The sequence below is a fragment of the Shewanella sp. 11B5 genome, assembly GCF_002836795.1.
In the GTDB taxonomy this organism is placed as follows: Bacteria; Pseudomonadota; Gammaproteobacteria; order Enterobacterales; family Shewanellaceae; genus Shewanella; species Shewanella frigidimarina.
The window spans coordinates 1-5063 of the sequence record NZ_PJAP01000416.1; the positions used below are offsets into that span (position 1 = coordinate 1).

General features: G+C 40.5%; 9 protein-coding genes. 7 read left to right on the forward strand and 2 right to left on the reverse strand.

All coding sequences use genetic code 11. From position 1 onward, the window contains the following. The 5 genes from CXF78_RS09660 to CXF78_RS09680 all read left to right on the forward strand — a co-directional run. A partial coding sequence (locus tag CXF78_RS09660) for a DUF2919 family protein (RefSeq protein WP_145991407.1) occupies window positions 1-257 on the forward strand: 257 nt, incomplete at its 5' end. 154 nt (window positions 258-411) lie between these two features. Next, window positions 412-1614, forward strand: a complete 1203-nt coding sequence (locus CXF78_RS09665; RefSeq protein WP_102036650.1) for a cyclic di-GMP phosphodiesterase — start codon at window positions 412-414, stop codon at window positions 1612-1614. 27 nt (window positions 1615-1641) lie between these two features. Further along, the gene (locus tag CXF78_RS09670) at window positions 1642-2448 is read left to right on the forward strand and encodes an SDR family oxidoreductase (RefSeq protein ID WP_102036651.1); all 807 of its coding nucleotides are present in this window, start codon (window positions 1642-1644) and stop codon (window positions 2446-2448) included. A gap of 50 nt (window positions 2449-2498) precedes the next feature. Continuing rightward, window positions 2499-2732 (forward strand): RNA-binding S4 domain-containing protein, encoded by a 234-nt coding sequence (locus CXF78_RS09675; RefSeq protein WP_011637911.1) that lies wholly within the window; start codon window positions 2499-2501, stop codon window positions 2730-2732. Window positions 2733-2742: 10 nt separating this feature from the next. Continuing rightward, complete coding sequence (locus tag CXF78_RS09680) at window positions 2743-3129, forward strand: ribonuclease E inhibitor RraB (RefSeq protein ID WP_011637910.1); 387 nt, start codon at window positions 2743-2745, stop codon at window positions 3127-3129. 92 nt (window positions 3130-3221) lie between these two features. Here CXF78_RS09680 and CXF78_RS09685 read toward each other — a convergent pair whose 3' ends face one another. Continuing rightward, the gene (locus tag CXF78_RS09685; RefSeq protein ID WP_041413059.1) at window positions 3222-3425 is read right to left on the reverse strand and encodes a hypothetical protein; all 204 of its coding nucleotides are present in this window, start codon (window positions 3423-3425) and stop codon (window positions 3222-3224) included. 173 nt (window positions 3426-3598) lie between these two features. Here CXF78_RS09685 and CXF78_RS09690 point away from each other — a divergent pair, with 173 nt between their 5' ends. Continuing rightward, the gene (locus tag CXF78_RS09690; RefSeq protein ID WP_041413057.1) at window positions 3599-3802 is read left to right on the forward strand and encodes a hypothetical protein; all 204 of its coding nucleotides are present in this window, start codon (window positions 3599-3601) and stop codon (window positions 3800-3802) included. A 34-nt stretch (window positions 3803-3836) separates the two neighbouring features. Here CXF78_RS09690 and CXF78_RS09695 read toward each other — a convergent pair whose 3' ends face one another. Beyond that, window positions 3837-4514, reverse strand: a complete 678-nt coding sequence (locus tag CXF78_RS09695) for an SDR family NAD(P)-dependent oxidoreductase (protein ID WP_102036652.1) — start codon at window positions 4512-4514, stop codon at window positions 3837-3839. Window positions 4515-4811: 297 nt separating this feature from the next. On the opposite strand from CXF78_RS09695, the gene CXF78_RS09700 reads away from it, so the two are divergent. Then, the coding region (locus CXF78_RS09700; protein ID WP_180957102.1) for a TSUP family transporter at window positions 4812-5063 on the forward strand (252 nt) is incomplete at its 3' end.

A 5063-nucleotide genomic window follows, 5' to 3' on the forward strand; every position in this document is an offset into this window, starting at 1 on the left:
CTTTGTTTAGACATAGTGGTTGGTTTTTGTGGGGATTACTCATTATTGATGGGCTATTTTTGTTCCAGCGAATGATGCACGATGACTATTTGTTTAAAATTGGCTATTCAATTGATGCACTTTTTCTCTTTTGGTCGGTTATTTATGTCTTCAAATCAAAGCGACTATATTACTACTTTGCCGACTGGACAACGGATGACAGCACTATGCAAGCTGAAACCTTAGCTGATGATGAGATTAAGCCAGATACGAAATAATGTACGACTTGGTATAAATACACTATTATTTATTGGTTTCCAAAAAATTTAAAATGTAAGACCTTGAAACACATAACTCTATTCTTAAAATGTTAGCATAAAATGACATTGTCATCTCAGCCATAACGTGGCGAATGTGAAAAGGATCAATACTTTGGCTAAAGCAGAATTAACACAAATACCTGTTTCGCAAATGGTTATCGGGTTAACCGTTAAGCTGCCTTTGTCTTGGACAAACCATCCTTTTTTTCGCAGTAAAGTTAAGCTTGAGCAACAAGTGCAAATCGAGATGATCAAAGGCCTCGATGTGTCATTTGTCTATGTGATTGAAGGCCATGATTTATTGCCCCACGTTTCTGAACCTGTTGAAATTGAACAACCAGAAGAGGTTGTTGAACAAGAAATTGATTATCGACCATTGGCTAAAAAAAGCATGCGAATTAGCCAGCAACGCTTTGTAAAATCGGTTAACGATAGTAGGACTGTTTTTGGCAAAATTGTTAGCGACCCTGAGGGGGCGTACCGAGAAGCTGCCACCTTAGTCGAAGATTTAGTCGATCATTTGTATGAAAGTGAAACCCCTCAACTCACGATCGTAGGCAGTGGTGAAATTGATGTCAGTGTGACTCAACATGGTATTTCAGTTGCAGTACTTTCTATGATGATTGCCCACTCGTTAGTACTGTCGAAAAAAGATGTTCGTGACATTGCATTAGGTAGCTTATTTCACGATATTGGCAAACTCAAAGTGCCAGATGCTATACGTCGTAAAAAACGTGGTGATTTAAGCGATCATGAAATTAATTTTTTAAAAATGCACCCCAATTTTGGTTACGACATGCTTCACCGCACCGGATTATTCCCTGAAGCTATGTTGGATATCGTACTCCATCATCACGAGTTTATTGATGGCAGCGGATTCCCCAATCAGTTAACCGAAGCTAAAATATTACTCACTACACAAGTGGTATCTTTAGCTAACGATTATGAAACCTTGTTAAACTTACATCGCACTCCACAAATAGCTTTGGGGATTTTATTTAAAACCCATAGTGGCAAACATGCTGATAATCTAATTGCTGTATTAGTTAAAATTTTAGGCATTTATCCTCCAGGAACCATTGTGCGCTTGACTGACGATAGTATTGCCAAGGTGATGATGACCACCGCTGACGTCAAGCAGCCGCATGTGTGGTCTTGTAATCTCAGTGGTGGAGAACCCAGTTTTCGTTTTTTAATTAACGAAGATGTGCAAGTTCAAGAAGTGATGAAATTAGATGAGTTAACTGATGGTGCGGTCAAAACACTACAAGCGAACAACCCAATTAGTTTTTATTTCAATAACTTCGATCATTAAAATTTAACAGCGTAATATCGAGAATACATGAACACAGTTACTATTATCGGATGTGGTTGGTTCGGTTTGCCGCTCGCCACACAATTAGTTAAGCAAGGTATTAAGGTAAAGGCTTCAAAACGTCACCCTGAAGACTTAGTCCAATTACAGCAAGCCGGTATTGATGCTTATCAATTAGATTTGGCCAATGTGACTAGCCATGCAAAAAACTCGTCTTTATTCGATGCAGACGCCATCGTGATTAACTTACCACCGGGACTTAGGCGAGGCGAAACTGATTATCTAGGCTATTTAACTCAGTTAATAACCTTGATGGGTGAACACCAATATCAAAAAATTATTTTTATCAGTACGACTGGGGTTTATCCTTCGCTAGATCAAACAGTAACCGAACAAGATGCTGCAGCTTTTAATGATACCAGTGGCACATTATTACAAGCAGAGGCAATGTTTTCCGCTATGAAAAATAGCTGCATTGTAAGATTCTCAGGCTTGGTAGGGCCTAAACGGCATCCCGGACGTTTTTTTGCCGGAAAAACCGATGTCAGTGGCGCCAATGTTGCGGTTAATCTGGTACATTTAGATGACTGTATTGCTGCTGTTAGCTTAATTCTTTCTCGCAACGATACTTTACCGATTTATAATCTTGCGGCAAACGCTCACCCTACTCGTGGGGAGTTTTATGTTGCTGCTGCAGAGCATCTTGGATTAACTGCGCCAGAGTTTAATCAGCAACAACAACCCAATAAAACTATCGACGGTCAGTTAATTTGTCATCATTTAGGGTTTACATATGCGTTTAATAATCCATTCAAAATGCTTGATGCTTGCTAAACTAGCATAGGCTATAATAGCCGGAATATTTTGATTAAAAGGCGATTATTGTGACGACTCAAACTCAAGCGTTTGCATTACTTCAAGGTGATGAATTCGTAGAACTGTACAAAGTACTCAAAGTACTCGGTCTAGTGAACGGTGGTGGCGAAGCAAAGCATGTCATTACCGAAGGTCAAGTGACCGTCAACGGTGAAGTTGATACTCGTAAACGTAAAAAGTGTGTTGTTGGCGATATCGTTTCGTTCAATGGCGCGACAATTGAAATTGTTCCTGCACAGTAAGGATTGATAAATGCAATTCCCAGAAGATGATAATGGCCAAATGTTGGCAGCAATGGCAGATGCCGGTATTGACCTTACTCAATCAATAGAAGTCGATTTCTTCTTGGTGTTTGACGATCAACGTGATGCCGAGTCAGCCTTAGAAGCATTAAGCCAAAAAGACATGCAAGGTGAGCTTGAGCTTAACTTTGATGAAGAAAGCACCAAGTGGGAAGTGATTGTTTGCCTGCAAATGGTACCTGAATACGCAACGCTTGTGGCTAAAGAAACTGAGTTGAATAACTTTGCCAAAGAGTTTGACGGTATTTCTGATGGTTGGGGCGTGATGCAAAACCAAGCCAGCGATAATGAGTTTGCAGATGATGACCATGTTCACACTGAGCATTGTAAGCACTAATATAGTCATCACTAAAGATTGAATGATTCAAGTAAACAAAAACCGTTAATGCCCTGCATTAACGGTTTTTTGATTATATAAAGCGACGTAGTTTAGTCTTCTTTTATCTCGTTAATGACTTCTTTGGTCTCATGTCCAATAGCTTTAACGGTATCGCGCGTCCCGTGACCGATAGCGGTGGTCACTTTTTTTGTGGTGTGACCGATTTCTTTGCCAGTCTGTTTTAATTCAGCACAGGCGGAAAGCTGGCTCATTAGAGCAATACTGATGAAGATAGTCATAAAGTGTTTGTTCATTATTTTACTCTTTGTTTGCCGCGTTAACGTCATATTGTTGATTCATTGTAATACGAATAAAGAAAACAAACGGTTTATATTTTACTGGTGATCAAATGAGTGTGCTTGGTTAATCTGTGAGCATTCAGGTATTATTATGTGACAGATATTTAATCTTGGTAAGGGGAGCACAATTGAATATAAACGCGACTCTGATTAGCCTAACGATATTGTTGTTAACCATCGTGATTGTTGGCTTAACAGTCAAGTTTGCTAAAGGTAAAACGACTCACTTACTGCAGGTGGGAATGTTGGCACTGTTATTGAATCTGGTGTTTGCCCCTGCAGGGTGGATATATTGTTGGTATTGGTCAACCAAAGCGCCATTAACACGTTGAGATGTCGCCAGTTAACACTCACTGGCGATAATCGCTAACCGCGGTTAATGGTGATATCGGAGACATAACCATGTTCTGTTGCTATTAAGGCTTGCTTGAGCATTGTGGCGGCTTCTGTTGCCGTCATAAAGCTTGATGCATTAATGTCTTTGCCACTTGTTTGCCAAAAGTCCGTTGCCATCCCTCCAGGATACACCGCAATCAATTTCATTGGGCTGCCTTTCAATTCTAATCGTAACGATTCAACTAATCCCTTTACGGCCCATTTTACGGCACAGTAAGTCGACTCATTTGCTTTGCCTGCTTGCGCTGCGGTCGACATTACCACAACGACAGTAACGTTGTGATCACGATAGCGACTAACAAGCTCACGCAACACTAGAATGCTTGAAGTGAGATTGTTATGAATTAACTGATTAATCGCTTCTGGTGCTTGTTGTTCGATAGGGCCAAAATAACCACTGCCAGCACAATGAATAACCTTGCTTGGCGGCGCTGGTAATCGCGAAAATAATGCACTGACATCTTCGGCCACACATAAGTCAGCAGCGTAAGTTTTCAGGTTTTTTTGCTCTGGCTGAGTTAGGCCAGCTATTACATCTGCTAATTTTTGCTCACTGCGACCTGTCACCAATAACGGCTGATTTTCTGCCGCATACAGTTGTGTTAGTGCAGCACCTAAGCCACTACTCGCGCCGGTAATAACAATCATAATAAAACCTTCAGCTCAATATTTACTAGGTTGGCTACTATAACAATGCCTAAGTGAAGCGCAAAGTAGTTGTCGTCCATTTCTCAAATCGATTTTCAAATTTGTTGTTTGAGTCAATATAAGCTTATTAATAGGTAATACGTTATTTGGTCAGTGTTTATTAGCCCAAGCTGAAATTAGTTGGGTAAAGCTGAATAAATTACACAGAACGCTTTGTATTTTGACGATAAAGATTGTCTAATAACGCCTTATATTATGTCTGCCGACTTCACGCTATTCCTAATAACGAGACTCTCCATGCTTGAACTCACGCTCCAACTCGCGGTTATTTTATTTTTCGTTGCTCTGGTTGCGGGGTTTATCGACTCGATTGCTGGTGGCGGAGGCTTACTGACCATTCCCGCATTAATGTGGGCAGGATTACCTCCAGCAGCGGCATTGGGTACCAATAAACTGCAAGCATGTGGTGGGAGTTTTTTTGCGAGTTTATATTTTGTACGTAAAGGAATGGTTGATTTACGCAGTATCAAACTGTCGTTGATATGCGCT

Bases quoted from the DNA above. Each gene is read 5' to 3' on its own strand.
- CXF78_RS09670 (WP_102036651.1), top strand. From the start codon at position 1,642: ATGAACACAGTTACTATTATCGGATGTGGTTGGTTCGGTTTGCCGCTC.
- CXF78_RS09680 (WP_011637910.1), top strand. From the start codon at position 2,743: ATGCAATTCCCAGAAGATGATAATGGCCAAATGTTGGCAGCAATGGCA.
- CXF78_RS09685 (WP_041413059.1), bottom strand. From the start codon at position 3,425: ATGAACAAACACTTTATGACTATCTTCATCAGTATTGCTCTAATGAGC.
- CXF78_RS09695 (WP_102036652.1), bottom strand. From the start codon at position 4,514: ATGATTGTTATTACCGGCGCGAGTAGTGGCTTAGGTGCTGCACTAACA.